This is a genomic window from Reyranella sp. (genome assembly GCF_030651995.1).
In the GTDB taxonomy this organism is placed as follows: domain Bacteria; phylum Pseudomonadota; class Alphaproteobacteria; order Reyranellales; family Reyranellaceae; genus Reyranella.
Map to the genome: position 1 here is coordinate 108,412 of NZ_JAUSBN010000047.1, position 14,976 is coordinate 123,387.

Consider the following 14,976-nt stretch of genomic DNA (forward strand, 5'->3'; position numbering starts at 1 on the left):
GCCGTTTCCAGCTGGCGCTTGACGTGAGGGGCCGCAGCGGGCATCCGCTGCGGCCTCAGTCTTTTCTGGGAACACCTTTTCGGGAAGAACTCCGTGTCGCCGACGCAAGCCGCACCCACCGTGCGCTACAATTTCACCGAAACCGAGAGCAAGTGGCAGAAGGTCTGGGAAGAGCGCCAGACCTTCCGGGCCGTGATGGATAAGGCGCGGCCGAAATATTACGTGCTCGAGATGTTCCCCTATCCGTCGGGGCGCATCCACATGGGGCACGTGCGCAACTACACGCAGGGCGACGTGATCGCCCGCTACAAGCGCGCCAAGGGCTTCAACGTGCTGCATCCCATGGGCTGGGACGCGTTCGGGCTGCCGGCCGAGAACGCCGCCATGGAGAAGAAGGTCCATCCGAAGAAGTGGACCTACGAGAACATCGCCGCGATGAAGAAGCAGCTGAAGTCGATGGGCCTGTCCCTCGACTGGAGCCGCGAGCTGGCGACCTGCGACCCGAGCTATTACCGCCACCAGCAGAAGATGTTCCTCGACTTCTGGAAGGCGGGCCTCGCCTACCGCAAGGAGGCCTGGGTCAACTGGGATCCCGTCGACAACACCGTGCTGGCCAACGAGCAGGTGATCGAGGGCAAGGGCTGGCGCACCGGCGCGCCCGTGGAGCGCCGCAAGCTCACCCAGTGGAACCTCAAGATCACCCACTTCGCCGACGAGCTGCTGAGCCGCCTCGATACGCTCGACCGCTGGCCCGAGAAGGTGCGCCTGATGCAGGCCAACTGGATCGGCAAGAGCCGCGGCGCCCGCGTCTTCTGGCAGCTCACCGACGCCTCCGGTGCCGATCGCGGAAAGCTGGAAATCTTCACGACCCGCCCCGACACGCTGTTCGGCGCCTCGTTCATGGCGCTGTCGGCCGAGCATCCGCTGGTCCAGGGACTCGCCCCGAGCGATCCCGGCCTGCAGCACTTCGTCGCCGAATGCCGCAAGACCGGCACGGCGGCCGCCGAGGTCGAGACCGCCGAGAAGCAGGGCTACAAGCTGCCGCTGCTGGCCAGGCATCCGCTGGTCCCGGGCATGACCGTGCCGGTCTACGCCGCCAACTTCGTGCTGATGGAATACGGTACGGGCGCGATCTTCGGCTGCCCCGGCCACGACGAGCGCGACCATGAGTTCGCGACCAAGTACGGCCTGCCGATCCTGCAGGTCGTGGCCCCGGCAGACGGCACGAAGCTCGACATCGCCGCCGCGCCCTATGTCGAGGACGGCCTCATCGTGAACTCCGAATTCCTCGACGGGCTCGGGGTCGAGGAGGCGAAGGCCCGGGTGATCGCGCGCCTCGAGGAGATGGGCGTCGGCAAGGGCACGACGCAGTATCGCCTGCGCGACTGGCTGGTCTCGCGCCAGCGCTACTGGGGCTGCCCGATCCCGGCGATCCATTGCGAGAGCTGCGGCGTGGTGCCGGTGCCCGACAAGGACCTGCCGGTGCAGCTGCCCGATGACGTGACCTTCGACCGTCCGGGCAATCCGCTCGACCGCCATCCGACGTGGAAACACGTCCCGTGCCCGACCTGCGGCAAGCCCGCCCGCCGCGAGACCGACACGTTCGACACGTTCATCGATTCCAGCTGGTACTTCGACCGCTTCACCTCGCCGCATCTCGAAACCGCGCCGTTCGATCGCGACGAGAACCACTACTGGATGCCGGTCGATCAATATATCGGCGGCGTCGAGCACGCGATCCTGCACCTGCTCTATTCGCGCTTCTGGACACGCGCCATGCGCGAGGTCCAGATGACCAGCCGCGACGAGCCGTTCGACGGCCTCTTCACCCAGGGCATGGTCTGTCACGAGACCTATCGCGCGAGCGACGGGACGTGGCTGACGCCCGAGGAGATCGAGCGCGAGGGCGGCAAGGTCGTGCGCCTCTCCGACAAGAGCCCGGTCGAGGTCGGCCGCTCGGAGAAGATGTCCAAGTCGAAGAAGAACGTCGTCGACCCGGACGAGATCATCCGCGACTACGGCGCCGACACGGCGCGCTGGTTCATGCTGTCCGACAGCCCGCCGGAGCGCGACCTCGAATGGACCGAGGCCGGCGTCACCGGCGCCTGGCGCTTCCAGCAGCGCCTGTTCCGCATCGCCTCTCAGGCGATCGCGACGCTGCCGGCGATCGGCACCGCGAGACCCGCGACTTTCTCGGACGCCGCCGTCGCGCTCCGCCGCGCCGCGCACAAGGCGATCGCCGGCCTCTCGGCGGACATCGAGGCCTTCCACTTCAACAAGGCCGTGGCGCGTCTCTACGAGTTCGCCAACACGATCGATTCGGTCGAGGCCAGCGACGACAGCACGAGGTGGGCGCTGCGCGAGGCGCTGGAGATCTTCGTGCGCCTGATCGGCCCGATGACGCCGCATCTCGCCGAGGAACTCTGGCACGCGCTCGGCCACAGGAGCCTGCTGGCCGACGCGCCGTGGCCGCTGCCTGAAGATGCACTGCTGGTCGACGACACGGTCACCGTCGCAGTGCAGTTGAACGGCAAGCTGCGCGGCACCATTTCCCTGACCAAGGACACGCCCAAGGAGGCGGCGGAAGCCGCTGCCCTGGCGCTGCCGGAACTTGTCCGGGGGCTCGACGGCAAGACGCCCAAGCGGGTGATCGTCGTGCCGAACCGTATCGTAAACGTCGTGGTGTAGGGCTTCAAAGCCAGGAAGGGGCCAGAACATGGCACGCAAGCCGAACTACGATTTCGAGCGTCGCGAACGCGAGCGCTTGAAGGCCATCAAGGTTGCCGAGAAGGCGGAAGCCAAGCGCGCCGCGCGCGAGCGCGCCAGGCTGGAAGAGGGCGGCGAGGCCGCGGCGGGCGACACCGAGCCGTCAGCCGACAAGGCCTGACGTCGTTGGCGGCCCGGCCCGTGCTATAGACGGGGCCGTGAAGATCGAAGCACGCCAGGTCGAAGCCTTCCTGAAAAAGCCCGATCCCAAGGTGCGGGGGGTGGTGATCTACGGCAACGACGACGGGCTCGTCGCCGAGCGGGCCGTGGCGTTGGCCAGGACCGTCTGCGAGGACCTCAAGGATCCGTTCCGGGTCGTCGACATCAGCGGCGACGTGCTGAAGCAGGATCCGGCCCGGCTGGCGGACGAGTTCGGGGCCCTGTCGATGATGGGCGGCCGCCGCGTCATCCGCGTGCGGCCGGCCGGTGAGGAAACCGTCGCGGCCCTGGAGAACCTCGTCGAGGCGACCGCCGGCGATGCGCTCATCATCGTCGAGGGTGGCAACCTCACGCCACGCTCGACCCTGCGCACCTTGGCCGAGACCGAGGCCACTTTGGCTGCCCTGCCCTGTTACATGGACAACGAGGCCGCCCTCGAAGGCCTCGTCGAGAGCGCCGCGCGTGCGCAGGGCCTGACCGTCGAGCCCGATGCGCTGGAATGGATCGTCGAACGGCTGGGCGGCGATCGCGGCCAGACCCGCGGTGAGATCGACAAGCTGCTGCTCTACAAGGGCACGGATGCCGGCAAGTCCGTAACCCTGGAAGATGCCATGGCCGTTCTGGGCGACACGGCCTCGATCGGAATCGACGACGTGATCGCCGCGACCTTCGATGGCGAACTCGTGGCCCTCGATCGCGCCCTCGACCGCGTCTTCGCGGAAGGAGGCAACCCGGTCCAGCTCGTGCGTTCGCTGCAGCGGCACGCCGACCAGCTGCATCTCGTGTCGGGTCACGCGACAAAGGGCGGCAATCTCGAAGGCGCGATGTTCAAGGCGCGCGGGCTGCCCCGCGGCGGTCCGGTTCGCCAGCGCTTCGAGCGCCACCTGCGCACCTGGCCGCTTTCGCGCCTCGGTGCGGCCCTGACCACGATCCTGGAGGCCGAAATCGACTGCAAGCGAACCGGCTTGCCCGACGAGGCGATTGCGCGTCGCCTCTGTCTGCGGCTGGGGCAGGCCGCGCGTTCGGCGAAAGCGCGGCGCTGAGCTTCTATTTGCCCGTCGGTGTCAGCGGGATCGCCGCCTGCGGCGACAGCACGAGGAAGGTGAAGCTCTCCTCGATGTAGAGCCGCACGCGCTCGGTGTCGTGCTCGAGATAGCCGATCGAGAAATCCTGGCCGACCGTCAACTCGAAGTCACCACCCCGCAGGGAGATCACCAGACCACCCTCGAGACCGGGGGCGGCGTAGACCTCGCCGTCGATCAGGCGCTGGACGTGGCTCAGGATCGGGTAGCCGCCATCGGTGCGCGAGGTCAGATCCTTGTAGAGCTGCTCGCTCAGCACGACGGCGAAGGGGCCTTCGATGCCTTCGTCGCGCAGCTTCTTCAGCGCTGCGGCGACGGCATCCGGATAGTCGGCGTGGCTGGTGCCCAGCGCCACGGACTGGCCCCTCTGGGCCTCGCAGATGCCGGTGATCTGGGCCGCCTCGTAGCCGTGGAAGATGGCACGGTCCTCGGCGATGGCGATCTCGCGCGCCGCAGCCGTCACGCTGTCGAGGTCGGGATCGCGCGCACCGCGGTCGATCGCATCGAGTTCGGCGCGAGTGACTTCGAAGGGAATGCGCAACTCGACCAGCGGCTGGATACGGCGCAGCAGGGCCCGCACGTTGCTGCCGCCCGGCGGCGAGGCGATGGGATCGGCCCGGCCCAGCTCGACATCGGATGCGCCCCAACCCAGCGGCCCCCGGAAATCGACGACACGCCGCGCCGCCAGCAGGGTGCGCAGGGTGCGTTTAGCTTCCTGCTCGATCTCTTCCCAGCCGGCTTCGGTGATGGGCGCGCGGTCGCGGAACAGATGGTTCTTCATTTTTTCACCTGATCTGGAGTCCTGCGCAGGCTGCCGATGCCGAGGCTGCCATCGGAGGCGGGGTTCGCTTCGCTGCCGTCGGGGCCACCGCTCTTCATGTCGGCCTCGATCTCCTTGATCGGACCTTCCTTGAACAGGAACGTCCGGAGATGCTCGTCCATCTTCGGATCGTTGCGCCGCAGCCACTCGAGCGCCATTGCCGCGTGTTCCTTCTCCTCGTCACGGTTGTGTTCGAGGATGGTCCGCAACTCGGCATTGGCGGTGGCCTTGGCGCGCTGGTCATACCAGTCGACGGCCTCCAGCTCTTCCATCAGGGAAACGATCGCGCGATGGCGATCCATGACCTCGGGGCCGAGCTTGGCCGGGTCTTCGTGCAGCGTTTCACTAGCCATGGCGCAGCAACGTTACATTCCCCGCCAGGTTCCACAGTTAATGACGGTCGACACGGGGCCGGGGGAACGACGTCGCGCCGGTCCCGTTGCGGCTCTATCGTTGTAATTTCTGTGGAGAGGGACGTGCGCGCTTTGTATTTCTTTGTAGCGACGTCGTTCCTGTTGGGCGCCTGCGCAACCGTGCCCCTGGCAGGGACCGCAGCGGATATGGAGGGGAAGCGGTTCGACCCGCCACCGCCGGGTCAGGCCGCCCTGTACCTCTATCGCAGTTCGGTCCTCGGGTCTGAGGTGGTATTCTCGCTGGCCGACAATCAACAGCCGATCGGCTCCCTGGCCAACAAAACCTGGATCCGCATCGAGGTCGCGCCCGGGCAGCACGTCATCACCTGCAACGCGCCGAGCTACGCGCCGCTCACCCAGACGCCGGCCGAGGCGGCGACCGTCGAACTCGCGCCGGGGGAAACGCGCTTCCTCGAGGTCGATGTCTGGCCGGGCCTGCCGCTCAGTCCGCGATGCACGGCGACGGAAGTGTCGGCCGACAAGGGCCGCACCGGGGTGACGGGCGGCAACCGCGCGATCGCGTCCGCCAACTGAAGCGATCACGCCTGACGGTCGAGGAAGCCCAGCAACAACTCGTTGAACGCCGCAGGCTCGGTAACGTTGTGCGCGTGCCCACCGAAGGGTGCCACGTCGAGAAGAGCGTCGGGCAGGCGCGCTGCCAGCGCCTCCGACTGGCTGCACGACACCAGCACGTCGTCGCGGGCTGCCGACAGCAGAACGGGCAGGTTCAGCGCGTCGAGCTGTGCTGTGGCGTCGAAGGACAGCAGGGCCTCGATGCGGCGCAGCAGGTTGTCGCTGCCCTGGAAACCGGAGAGCGCATGGGCGTCCTCCGTCGCCATGCGTTCCGCATTCGCCGCCAGCCAGGTCGCGGGGTAGAGGAAGATCGGTTGTGCCCGGACGTAGGCTTCGGGACCGGCGCTCTTCAACAGGGCGACGCGAATCTCGAAGCAGCGCCGCGTATGGGCATCGGCCGTCGCCCAGCCGTTGACGATGGTGAGGGACCGCACGCGGTCCGGATGGCGCAGCGCCAGGTCGACGCCGGCGAGGCCGCCCAGCGCGTGACCGACGAAGTGGCAGCTCTTCGTCGACGTCGCATCGAGGATCTCGCGGACCTCGTCGGCCATATCCGCGATGGCATAGCCCGCGGGAAGGCGGGTCGCGCGGGCGCGGCCGGTGCCGCTCTGGTCGTAGGTGATGACGCGATATCGGGCGGTGAGGGCAGCGAGCTGCGGCGTCCAGTAGCCGGCCGCGCCGCCGAGGCCGGCCGACAGCAGAACCGTCGCGGCCCCGGGCCGTCCGCATTGGTGGACGTCGAAGATCACGTACCGATGATCACTTGCCGATATGCGCGACGGTCGCGATCTCGATCAGCGCGTCCTTCTTCACCAGGCCGCACTGGATGCAGTAGCGCGCCGGCTTGTCGCCCGGAAAATACTGCGCATAGACGGCATTGATGGCGGCGTAGTGCGCCCAGTCGGTGAGGAAGATCGAATTGAAGGTGACGTCGGCCATGGTGCCGCCGGCGGCTTCGATCACCGACTGGATGGTCTTCAGCACATGATGCGTCTGCGCGGTCGGATCGCCGACATGCACCACGTTGGTGTCGGCATCGAGCGGCAGGGTGCCCGAGACGTAGACGATGCCGTCGGCCACCACGCCGGGCGAATAGGGCGCCAGCGTCTTGCCGGTGCCGGGCGGGATCACGGGCTTCATGGGCATCAGGTTGGTCCTTCCGTGTTGAGGCCAGGATGGGCATTGGCCTGCAGGGCATTGCGGAACGCCTCGACTGACGACACCCAGCCGAAGAAGCTCTCGATGTTGAACAGCGACGCCTTCTGGATGTAGTCGGGCCCGGCATGATGCGTGGCGTCGTGCAGGACGATGCCGAAATACTCGAGGAAGAAGCCGTCGCGTAGAGTCGACTCCACGCAGACGTTGGTGGCGATGCCGGTGAAGACCAGCGAGCGGATGCCGCGGGCGCGCAGCACGCTGTCGAGGTTGGTGTTGTAGAAGGCGCTGTAGCGCGGCTTCGAAATGACGATGTCGCCCTTCTGCGGCGGCAATGCGTCCACGAGCTCGTAGTCCCAGCCGCCCTTGGCCAGGAGCTTGCCCTGCAGTTCGGGACGCGCGCGCATCGTCTTCATGGCGTTCGACTTGTGCCAGTTGGGCGAGCCCGGCCCGCCCGCCTCGACATAGTCGGGATCCCAGCCGTTCTGGAAATAGATCACGGGAATGCCGGCGGCACGCGCCGCCGCGGCGGCCTCGCGGATCTTCTCGATCGCCGGTGCGGCCCCCGAGATGTCGAAGCCCGCGAGATCGAGATAGCCGCCGGGCGAGGCATAGGCGTTCTGCATGTCGACGATGATCAGCGCGGTTTCCGACGGCTTGATCAGCATCGGCTCGGGCCGCGCCTCGAGCCGCCGCGCGTCGGGATCCTCGGGCGGGAAGTAGCTGACGGGCTTTGGACCGGTTTCCATGGGGACCTTCCGTGGTGCGTCACGGAGTCCAGCAAGAACCTGACCAGATTGAAGAGCTAACGCCGCGTGAGTTTGTCGACCACCGTGTCGAGCTGATCGAAGTCGCGGATTTCCAGGGTCTGCACGCTATGCTCGCCGAGGCCGCGCAAGCTGAGATCGACCTTGAGCCCGAGTGCCTCCTCGAGGCGCTTCTCCAGCGCCTTCGTGTCGGCACTCTTGGCCGCGCCGCCGGCGGCACCGCCGGCCTTGGTCTTGCCGGCGCCGCCCGGCTTGGCCTTCGTCTTGGTTTCGCCGGCGAGCCGCTCAAGATCGCGCACGGTGAGCTTCTCGGCGATGGCCCGCTGCGCCATTGCCACAGGGTCAGGTACACCGATCAGTGTACGCGCCTGACCGGCGGAAAGTGCGCCGTCCCGGACCATCTCCTGCACCGGCGGCGGCAGGTCGAGCAGACGCAGCGTGTTGGCGATGTGGGGCCGGCTCCGGCCCATCATGCGCGCCAGGTCCTCCTGGGTGTGGCTGTAGTCCTCGACCAGCCGCTTGTAGCCCTGCGCCTCGTCGATCGCGGTCAGGTCGGAACGCTGCAGGTTCTCGACCAGGCCGATCTGCAGCGCGTCCCTGTCGTCGATCGTGCGGATGACGACCGGCACGTCATGGAGCTGGGCCTTCTGCGCCGCCCGCCAGCGCCGCTCCCCCGCGATGATCTCGTAGCTGTCGGCCGAGTCGCGCAGGGGGCGCACAAGTATGGGTTGTAGAAGGCCATATTCCTTGACCGACTCGACCAGCATCTCGATGTCCTCGAAGCTGGTGCGCGGCTGCATCTTGCCGGGCTTGAGCTGGCCGATCGGCAGGGTCAGCGGCGGCAGCCTGCCAGGCGAGGGGCGCACGGCTTCGGCCTCGGTCGGCCCGGCTTGTGCAGTGGCCGGTGGCGGCGCCGGCGAACCAGCGGGTGCGGCCGGCGTCACGGCGGAGGCGACTTCGTCGTCGCCGAGCAGGGCGGAGAGGCCACGGCCGAGGCCGCGGGGTTTGGGGGGCTGGCTCATGGGGCGATTGCCTGTTCTGCGGCGAGGCGCCGGCGGCGGATGAACTCGCTCGCCAGCAGGATGTAGGCCTGCGACCCGGCACAGGCATTGTCGTAGATCAGCACCGGCATGCCGTGCGACGGCGCCTCGGCGATGCGGACGTTGCGCGGGATCGTCGTTCCGAACACCAGCTCACCGTAATGCGCGCGCACGTCGGCCACGACCTGCTGGCTGAGCGTCATGCGGCGATCGACCATGGTCAGGACGACCCCTATGATATGCAACCGGGGATTGAGTCTCTTCTTCACCCGGTCGATCGTGTTGCCGAGCGCCCCGATGCCTTCGAGCGCCAGGAACTCCGCCTGCAGCGGAACCAGCACGGCGTCGACCGCGACGAGGGCGTTCAGGGTGACGAGGCCGAGCGAAGGTGGGCAGTCGATCAGGACGATCGTCCAGCGCCGCCGCGCGTCGTTGCCGGGTGCGGCCAGCGCCTCGGCCAGCCGGCGCTCTCGACGGTCCATGTCGATCAGTTCAATCTCGGCCCCGGCGAGCTGACCCGCCGCCGGCATCACGTCCAGGCCGGGAATCTGGGTGGCCCGAACAGAGGCATCCAGCGGGTTGAGGCCCAGCAGGAACTCATAGGAACCGGGTGAGCGCTCATTTCGCGCTATACCTAGACTCGTAGAGGCGTTTCCCTGCGGATCAAGGTCGATCAAAAGGACCTTCTCGCCTACGGCCGCCAGGGCTGTGGCGAGGTTGATCGCCGTCGTGGTCTTACCGACGCCGCCCTTCTGGTTGGCGATCGCGAAGATCTGCGGCGGTGTAGGAGCCGATTCTGAGGAGGACGGCGTCACGATCGGTCACGCTCGCAAATGCTTCGGGGGAAAAGTCCCATCTCTTCTTGGCCTCGTCCACCTCTGCCTGCCAGTCCTTCCCCTTGTGGAAAAGACAAATAGCGGTATTCATCCTGTGTCGGTCGGACCATTCAAGCAACTGGGTCAAGGGCGCCAAGGCCCTGGCGGTCACCACCTCGGCGTTAGCCGGTGGCGCCGCCTCGATTCGCTTGATCACCAGCTTTGGCTGGCGGACCAGCCCCATCTTACGGCCGGCTTCGCCTAGAAACGCCGCTTTCCGGGCATCGGACTCGATCAGAGTAATCTCCAGATCCGGCCGCATTGCGGCGATGACGAGCCCCGGAAATCCGCCACCGCTTCCCAGATCGGCCAGCGTTTTCGCCTCGGCTGGTATGAGAGGAACAAGTTGTGCCGAGTCGAGGATGTGCCGCTTCCAGACACCGTCCAAAGTCGTCTTACCGACCAGATTGATGGCCTTCTGCCACCGCTCCAGGGTCTCCACCAGTACTTCCAACTGACGGCGTGTTTCACGTGAAACATCGGCGAGCAAGTCGGCCATGTCACGCCGCCCGGCGGCGGACATGCTTCAGCAAGGCCACCAGCGCCGCCGGCGTGACCCCCGAAATCCGCGCCGCCTGACCGAGGGTAGCCGGCCGGTTGGCTTCAAGCTTCTGGCGGACTTCCGTCGAAAGACTCCCAATGGCGCCGTAATCCAGATCGGCCGGAAGGGCCAAGGCCTCGTCCCGACGGTAGGCGGCAATGTCACCCCGCTGGCGGCTCAGGTATCCCTCGTAACGGGAGTCGATCGTCAACTGTTCCGCCACCTCGGCAGATACCGTCCCGAGTTCGGGCCAAAGGCCGACGAGCCGGCTCCAGTCGATCTCAGGATAGGCCAGTAGATCGAGGGCCGACCGCGCGACCCCATCCTGGTTGATGGGGATCCCGCGCTTGGCCAGGGCGGAGGGGCTGATCTTCAGGCCCCCGGCCAGGGAGCGAGCCGCCTCCAGCGCCTGATGTTTCACGTGAAACATTGCCGCCCGCTCGGGCCCGACACACCCGACTTCGACGCCCCGTTGAGTGAGGCGCTGGTCGGCATTGTCGGCCCGGAGCCAGAGGCGATACTCGGCGCGCGAGGTGAACATCCGGTAGGGCTCGGTCACGCCGAGCGAGACCAGGTCGTCGATCAGGACGCCCAGATAGCCGTCGGCGCGATCCACGATGAAGGGCTTTGCCAGCACCGCATTCAGGCCGGCGATGAGACCCTGGGCGGCCGCCTCCTCGTAGCCGGTCGTGCCATTGATCTGGCCGGCCATATAGAGTCCCGGAACCCGGCGGGTTTCCAGGGTCGCGTTCAGCTCCCGCGGATCGATGTGGTCGTACTCGATGGCATAACCCGGCCGCAGCATCTCGGTACGCTCCAGACCGGGAATGGTCTGAAGCATCGCCACCTGGACGTCCTTGGGCAGCGAGGTGGAGATCCCGTTCGGATAGACGGTGAAATCGTCCAGACCCTCGGGTTCGAGGAAGATTTGGTGGCGGTCGCGCTGGCCGAACCTGACGACCTTGTCCTCGATCGACGGACAATAGCGAGGGCCAACACTCTCGATTTGGCCCGAGTACATCGGGGCGCGGTGCAGGTTGGCGCGAATGATCTCGTGCGTCGCCGCCGTCGTCGTCGTGATGTGGCAAGGGACCTGGGGCGTCGTGATGCGCTCGGTCAGGTAGGAGAATGGCCGCGGTGGGTCGTCGCCGTCCTGCCGCTCGAGCGAAGCGTAGTCGATCGTACGGCCGTCCAGCCGTGCCGGCGTCCCGGTCTTGAGGCGTCCCAGCTTGAAGCCAAGCCGATGCAAAGTCTGGGCAAGCGCCGTCGACGGCTCCTCGACTCCATCGCCCCGCACCCGACCGGCCGGAATCCTGGTCTCGCCCATATGGATCAGGCCGCGCAGGAACGTACCCGTCGTCAGGATCACCCGCCCGGCGCCGATCTCGGCTCCGGACTCGGTGACGACCCCGGCACACGCACCGATTGAATCGATGATGATATCCGCAACCGCATCGGCGCGGATCTCGAGACTCGCCTGCTCCGCCAGCAACGCCTGGATGGCCTGCCGGTAGAGCTTGCGATCGGCCTGCGCCCGCGGACCGCGGACCGCCGGGCCCTTCGAGAGATTGAGGGTCCGGAACTGAATCCCGCCACGGTCGATGGCCCGGCCCATGATCCCGTCCAGCGCATCGATCTCGCGAACCAGGTGGCCCTTGCCCAACCCGCCGATCGCCGGATTGCACGACATTTCGCCGATCGTCTCGATCCGATGCGTGAGAAGCAGGGTGCGTGCGCCGAGGCGCGCCGACGCGGCGGCAGCTTCACAGCCGGCATGGCCGCCGCCCACCACAATCACATCATATGAGAAGGCCCGCATGCCGGGCCATTTACGCCTCCGGTCAGCCCCGGTCCAGACGGTCGAGATGGCTGGTGTCGTTGATGAACCCCACCCGCACGTTGCCGTCCGCCAGGATCTCCACCTCATTCAATGCGCATGGGTCCTGCGCCAGCTTCCAATACGCCGACAGCGGCTGGTCGAGGAGCTGCAGCAACAGCGCGCGGTTCACGCTGTCATGGCCGACCAGGACGACCGTTTCGTCGGCGTGCCGCTCCAGGACCATGCGAAGTGCGTTCGAGGTCCGCGCCACCACGTCCTGCAGCGACTCGCCGCCGGGAAAGCGCACGAGATGCGGCGCCCGTCGCCACAGGCGATAGGCCTCCGGCGACTCCATCTCGATCTCCGCGTGGGTGCGCATCTGCCAGGTGCCATAGTCGATGTCGCCCATGCCATCGTGGACCGATGCGGGAATGTTGCCGACTTCTGCAACCCGACCACCGGTGACGACGCAGCGCTGCAGCGAACTCGTATAGACGGCAACGGGCTTCCAGCGCGCGGCGATGCGGGCGGCCAGCGCATCGGCCTGCGCCAACCCCAGGGCCGTGAGCGGCAGCTCCGCGCGTCCGCGGAAGCGGGCGGGATGGATCCCGTCGACGTGACCGTGACGGGTCAGCAGGATGCGAGTCATGCCCGAGTGTAGCGTGCGCGCCACACGGCGCACCCGTGTCGCAGGGCAGCCGATCACGAAATCTTGACGGAGGCTGCCGACGTGCCTTAACGATCACCCATCGACGGTCCTCCTTAACCGGAGGCTAACAGGGAATGCCGTGCTGCTCCTTCGGGAGCTAATCGGCAGCTGTACCCGCAGCTGTAAGCGGCGAGCGACTGCCCAAGAGTCACTGGACTTCGGTCTGGGAAGACGGGCAGGAGCTGCGACCCGCGAGCCAGAAGACCTGCCGGCGATAGCGTCGCTCTTCCGATGGACGGGACAATCCAACGGGACGGTCAACCGAGCGGTGACGCGCCTTGTGCGTGTTCTGTCTTGGGAGATCCGTCTATGACGCCGATCCGTCGATTTCTTTTTGTTTTTCCGTTCCTGGCGCCCCTTGCAGCACCCATGACGGCGCAGGCGCAGACCGAACCGGACGCCATGATGCCCGCGACGGTCGTGACGGCCGACCGCTTCCCGACCGACCCGAGCAAGGTCACCGCCAGCTACACCGTCGTCATGCAGGAAGAGATGCAGCGACGGCAGCTTCGCAATGCCGCCGAAGTGCTGAGGACCATCCCCGGTGTCTCCGTGCAACAGTCCGGCGGCGTGGGCACACAGACCTCCGTCTTCGTGCGCGGCTCGAATTCCAACCACGTGCTGGTGCTCATCGACGGCGTCAATGTCAGCGATCCGTCCAGCGGCAATGGCGCGGTCGACTTCGGCAACTTCCTCACCGAGAACCTCGACCGCATCGAAGTCGTGCGCGGCCCGATGTCCACGATGTACGGCAGCCAGGCGATGGGCGGCGTCATCAACATGGTCACCAAGGCCGGCAAGGGGCCGATGAACGGTGCGGCCTTCACCGAACTCGGCACGCGGCTGACAAGCAACAGCGGCGCCTATGTTCGCGGTAGCGAAGGACGTTTCAACTACAACCTGAGCGTCGCCGGCACGTTCAGCCCGAACGACACGCCGGTGCCGGCGCGGTTCACGCCGAACGGCGGCTTCGTCGACATCGATCCCTATCGCAACATCACGCTCGCGGCGCGCCTCGGCTTCGAGATCAACGAGAACACCCAGTTCAACTGGTACGGCCGCTACATCGACGCCAAGGTGAACTACGACCAGGTCGGACTGGAAGATCCGAACACCAACACCTACACATCGCAGTTCTACACGCGCGGCGAAATCGAAGGCTCGTATTTCGACGGCCGCTGGAAGCCCGTCGTCGGCGTCAACTACAGCACCATCACGCGGCACGATCTCGACTATGCCAGCGTGCAGAACCCGTTTCCGTTCAACACCGACAGCTGGTTCAACGGTCGACGCCTGCAGGCCGATTTCAAGAACCTGGTTAAGGTCATCGACCAGATCGAGGTCATCGGCGGCATCGATTACGACCGGCAGTGGGCCTACACCAACACGGTCGGTCCGTTCACGCCCTACACACAGGCCTGGGGCACGATGGCCCAGACCGGCATCTATGGTCAGCTCCGGCTCAACCCGTTCGAAGGGTTCAACCTCAACGTCGGCGGCCGCGTCGACATGAACGACATGTTCGGCACCGTGGGCACCTGGCGTGCCGGCGCGTCCTACCTGTGGGCGCCGACGGACACCAAGATCAAGGCGTCGTACGGCACCGCCTTCAAGGCGCCGGCGCTGATCGAGATGTTCGGTCCCGGGCCGTTCTGCGGCGGCAATCCCAACCTGCAGCCGGAATACAGCCGCGGCTATGAGGTGGGCGTGGAGCAGGGGATCTTCGACCGCAAGGTGAAGGCCGGCATCACCTACTTCTTCAACACCTACTCGAACCTCATCCAGTGCGCGCCGCCGACCTTCGCCCTGATGCAGAACGTCGCCAACGCGCAGACCGAAGGCTTCGAAGTGACGCTGCAGATCAGCCCGGTGAAGTGGTTCGATCTCTATTTCGACTACACCCACCTGATCGCGCGCAACGTCGATGCCAACCAGCCGCTGCTGCGCCGTCCCGGCGATGTCTTCAACATCCGCGCCGAGGTGCGGCCGTGGGAGAACACGCTGTTCGGCGTCGGCGTGCTGCAGGTCAACAGCCGATTCGACGCCAATGCCGTCACCGGGGCGATCATGACGCCGGCCCCTTACACGCTGGTGCGAATCACGGCCCAGTACGACGTCATCCCGTCCGTCCAGCTCTTTGCCCGCGCCGAGAACGTTCTGGACCGGGTGTACGAGGAGCCGGAAGGCTTCCAGGCGCCGTATTTCCAGGCCTTCTTCGGCGTGAAGGCGAGGTTCTGAGCGGCACGATGCGTCCTCG

15 protein-coding genes and 1 riboswitch are annotated in these 14,976 nt (G+C 66.5%); of the genes, 5 read left to right on the forward strand and 10 right to left on the reverse strand.

What is annotated here, in order from left to right; all coding sequences use genetic code 11:
* Positions 1–93: 93 nt before the first annotated feature.
* The 3 genes from leuS to holA are packed head-to-tail and all read left to right on the forward strand — an operon-like array spanning position 94 to position 3,968.
* Positions 94–2,688 (forward strand): leucine--tRNA ligase, encoded by a 2,595-nt coding sequence (gene leuS, locus Q7V45_RS14295; protein WP_304853120.1) that lies wholly within the window; start codon positions 94–96, stop codon positions 2,686–2,688.
* 28 nt (positions 2,689–2,716) lie between these two features.
* Complete coding sequence (locus Q7V45_RS14300) at positions 2,717–2,887, forward strand: hypothetical protein (protein ID WP_304853123.1); 171 nt, start codon at positions 2,717–2,719, stop codon at positions 2,885–2,887.
* Between the two features lie 37 nt (positions 2,888–2,924).
* Positions 2,925–3,968 (forward strand): DNA polymerase III subunit delta, encoded by a 1,044-nt coding sequence (holA, locus tag Q7V45_RS14305; RefSeq protein ID WP_304853126.1) that lies wholly within the window; start codon positions 2,925–2,927, stop codon positions 3,966–3,968.
* Positions 3,969–3,972: 4 nt separating this feature from the next.
* Here holA and Q7V45_RS14310 read toward each other — a convergent pair whose 3' ends face one another.
* Together Q7V45_RS14310 and Q7V45_RS14315 are read right to left on the reverse strand one after the other, a co-directional pair.
* Positions 3,973–4,788, reverse strand: a complete 816-nt coding sequence (locus Q7V45_RS14310; RefSeq protein WP_304853130.1) for a family 1 encapsulin nanocompartment shell protein — start codon at positions 4,786–4,788, stop codon at positions 3,973–3,975.
* On the reverse strand, positions 4,785–5,180 hold the full coding sequence (locus tag Q7V45_RS14315) for a ferritin-like domain-containing protein (RefSeq protein ID WP_304853133.1): 396 nt from the start codon (positions 5,178–5,180) through the stop codon (positions 4,785–4,787). The genes Q7V45_RS14310 and Q7V45_RS14315 overlap by 4 nt, the downstream gene beginning before the upstream one ends.
* 123 nt (positions 5,181–5,303) lie before the next feature.
* Between Q7V45_RS14315 and Q7V45_RS14320 the strand changes: the two genes are divergently transcribed.
* Positions 5,304–5,774 carry a hypothetical protein gene (locus Q7V45_RS14320; RefSeq protein WP_304853137.1) on the forward strand — a complete coding sequence of 157 codons (471 nt, stop codon included), beginning with the start codon at positions 5,304–5,306 and terminating at the stop codon, positions 5,772–5,774.
* A 5-nt stretch (positions 5,775–5,779) separates the two neighbouring features.
* Here the strand turns inward: Q7V45_RS14320 and rutD are convergent, their stop codons facing one another.
* Genes rutD through Q7V45_RS14360 form a run of 8 tightly spaced genes read right to left on the reverse strand, consistent with a single transcriptional unit; the run spans position 5,780 to position 12,683 of the window.
* The gene (gene rutD, locus Q7V45_RS14325; protein WP_304853140.1) at positions 5,780–6,562 is read right to left on the reverse strand and encodes a pyrimidine utilization protein D; all 783 of its coding nucleotides are present in this window, start codon (positions 6,560–6,562) and stop codon (positions 5,780–5,782) included.
* A 10-nt stretch (positions 6,563–6,572) separates the two neighbouring features.
* Positions 6,573–6,959 (reverse strand): pyrimidine utilization protein C, encoded by a 387-nt coding sequence (gene rutC, locus Q7V45_RS14330; RefSeq protein ID WP_304853143.1) that lies wholly within the window; start codon positions 6,957–6,959, stop codon positions 6,573–6,575.
* Positions 6,959–7,717, reverse strand: a complete 759-nt coding sequence (gene rutB / locus Q7V45_RS14335; protein ID WP_304853146.1) for a pyrimidine utilization protein B — start codon at positions 7,715–7,717, stop codon at positions 6,959–6,961. Before rutB ends, rutC begins: the two co-directional genes overlap by 1 nt.
* 56 nt (positions 7,718–7,773) lie before the next feature.
* A complete protein-coding gene (locus Q7V45_RS14340) occupies positions 7,774–8,757 on the reverse strand; it encodes a ParB/RepB/Spo0J family partition protein (RefSeq protein WP_304853149.1) in 984 nt (327 codons plus the stop codon).
* On the reverse strand, positions 8,754–9,590 hold the full coding sequence (locus Q7V45_RS14345; RefSeq protein WP_304853151.1) for a ParA family protein: 837 nt from the start codon (positions 9,588–9,590) through the stop codon (positions 8,754–8,756). Before Q7V45_RS14345 ends, Q7V45_RS14340 begins: the two co-directional genes overlap by 4 nt.
* The gene (rsmG, locus tag Q7V45_RS14350) at positions 9,511–10,149 is read right to left on the reverse strand and encodes a 16S rRNA (guanine(527)-N(7))-methyltransferase RsmG (protein WP_304853153.1); all 639 of its coding nucleotides are present in this window, start codon (positions 10,147–10,149) and stop codon (positions 9,511–9,513) included. The genes Q7V45_RS14345 and rsmG overlap by 80 nt, the downstream gene beginning before the upstream one ends.
* Before the next feature lies 1 nt (position 10,150).
* On the reverse strand, positions 10,151–12,010 hold the full coding sequence (gene mnmG / locus Q7V45_RS14355) for a tRNA uridine-5-carboxymethylaminomethyl(34) synthesis enzyme MnmG (RefSeq protein WP_304853156.1): 1,860 nt from the start codon (positions 12,008–12,010) through the stop codon (positions 10,151–10,153).
* 22 nt (positions 12,011–12,032) lie between these two features.
* Positions 12,033–12,683 (reverse strand): histidine phosphatase family protein, encoded by a 651-nt coding sequence (locus Q7V45_RS14360; protein ID WP_304853159.1) that lies wholly within the window; start codon positions 12,681–12,683, stop codon positions 12,033–12,035.
* A 63-nt stretch (positions 12,684–12,746) separates the two neighbouring features.
* Positions 12,747–12,947, forward strand: a riboswitch (cobalamin riboswitch).
* A gap of 141 nt (positions 12,948–13,088) precedes the next feature.
* Here Q7V45_RS14360 and Q7V45_RS14365 point away from each other — a divergent pair.
* On the forward strand, positions 13,089–14,957 hold the full coding sequence (locus tag Q7V45_RS14365; protein ID WP_304853164.1) for a TonB-dependent siderophore receptor: 1,869 nt from the start codon (positions 13,089–13,091) through the stop codon (positions 14,955–14,957).
* Positions 14,958–14,976: the final 19 nt, after the last annotated feature.

Bases quoted from the DNA above. Each gene is read 5' to 3' on its own strand.
- Q7V45_RS14300 (WP_304853123.1), top strand. From the start codon at position 2,717: ATGGCACGCAAGCCGAACTACGATTTCGAGCGTCGCGAACGCGAGCGC.
- Q7V45_RS14310 (WP_304853130.1), bottom strand. From the start codon at position 4,788: ATGAAGAACCATCTGTTCCGCGACCGCGCGCCCATCACCGAAGCCGGC.
- Q7V45_RS14315 (WP_304853133.1), bottom strand. From the start codon at position 5,180: ATGGCTAGTGAAACGCTGCACGAAGACCCGGCCAAGCTCGGCCCCGAG.
- rutC (WP_304853143.1), bottom strand. From the start codon at position 6,959: ATGCCCATGAAGCCCGTGATCCCGCCCGGCACCGGCAAGACGCTGGCG.
- rutB (WP_304853146.1), bottom strand. From the start codon at position 7,717: ATGGAAACCGGTCCAAAGCCCGTCAGCTACTTCCCGCCCGAGGATCCC.
- Q7V45_RS14340 (WP_304853149.1), bottom strand. From the start codon at position 8,757: ATGAGCCAGCCCCCCAAACCCCGCGGCCTCGGCCGTGGCCTCTCCGCC.
- rsmG (WP_304853153.1), bottom strand. From the start codon at position 10,149: ATGGCCGACTTGCTCGCCGATGTTTCACGTGAAACACGCCGTCAGTTG.
- mnmG (WP_304853156.1), bottom strand. From the start codon at position 12,010: ATGCGGGCCTTCTCATATGATGTGATTGTGGTGGGCGGCGGCCATGCC.
- Q7V45_RS14365 (WP_304853164.1), top strand. From the start codon at position 13,089: ATGACGGCGCAGGCGCAGACCGAACCGGACGCCATGATGCCCGCGACG.